This window comes from Hansschlegelia beijingensis, assembly GCF_045505405.1.
In the GTDB taxonomy this organism is placed as follows: domain Bacteria; phylum Pseudomonadota; class Alphaproteobacteria; order Rhizobiales; family Methylopilaceae; genus Methylopila; species Methylopila beijingensis_A.
Genome location: NZ_JBJKEX010000590.1, coordinates 1 through 1,028, shown reverse-complemented (window position 1 = coordinate 1,028; position 1,028 = coordinate 1). Strand labels below are relative to the sequence as shown.

1 protein-coding gene is annotated in these 1,028 nt (G+C 70.9%); it reads left to right on the top strand.

All coding sequences use genetic code 11. The annotated features are described in order from the left end of the window. Positions 1-158: 158 nt before the first annotated feature. Positions 159-806, top strand: a complete 648-nt coding sequence (locus tag ACIKT0_RS18930; RefSeq protein ID WP_407106842.1) for a hypothetical protein — start codon at positions 159-161, stop codon at positions 804-806. Positions 807-1,028: the final 222 nt, after the last annotated feature.

Here is a 1,028-nt window from a genome sequence, read left to right as displayed (position 1 = left end):
ACGTCGACCGCAACATCGAAGGCGTGCTGGAGACGATCCTCGCCGCGCTCGAGGAGGGAGGACGACGCCGTGACCGCCGTGTCGAGCCTCGTCTCGCTCCTCGGCGCCGCTTACGCCTGGTACGGCCGCGAGACCACCACGCGGCCGCTCGGCCGACCATGAGCGCGACCGTACAGCCGCGGGGCGCGGCGCCCTATGTCCGCGGCGACGCCAAGCTCGCGGCGCTGGAGCAGCGGGTCTACGGCCTCGAGCGTGGGGTGCAGGACCTCAACCAGCTGTTCACGGGGCGGATCGGCGACGTTTCGGCGCAGCTGTCGGGGCTCGCGGCGAAGCTCGACGAGCGCTCCCGCACCCCGTGGGCGACGATCGTCTCAGCCATGGGGGTCGTGCTCGCGATCGTGATCGCCGGCGGCCAGCTCGCCAAGACGCCGGTCGACGACGCCATCCGCCGGCTGGAGCGCGACGCCGCCGAGGCGACGCCGATGGCCAGCTTCGGCGATTTCAAGGCGACCTATGAGAACAACCGGCTGGTCAACCGGCAGGACATGGACGCCCGCTTCCTCCGCGTCGAGACCATGCTCAAAGCTTTGGAGATCCAGGCCAGAGAGGCGCAGGCCGCGGTCGTGCCGCGCGGCGAGCATCAGGAGCGGTGGCGGTCGCAGGATGCGGCGCTGCAGAGCGTTCAGCGCCAGATCGACGATCTGAAGCAGGCGCTCGGATCGATCTATGGCGCGCGCGACGTGATCATCGATCTGCGCGAGCGGCTCGACCGGGTCGAGCGCGCCCGCATCCCGCCGGCGGGCTGATCCGCACTGGTCAGCCGGCGGCGGTCGCTTACCTGTCCGGGCGACGCGGCGCGCCGCTTATTCATCGCGGGTTCAGGGCGGAGGCCCAAGAAATCGCCACCATGTTCCGGCCCATCGCAGCAGCGTTGATCGCGTCTCTGGCGATCTGCGGCATGGCGGTCGCCGTCGCGCATGAGGCGCGGGGCGTCCTCGGCGACGACGGCGACCGCCATGCCGCAGATC

What these genes read in the sequence shown, in the direction of transcription:
- ACIKT0_RS18930 (WP_407106842.1), top strand. Translation starts at nt 159, where the DNA reads ATGAGCGCGACCGTACAGCCGCGGGGCGCGGCGCCCTATGTCCGCGGC.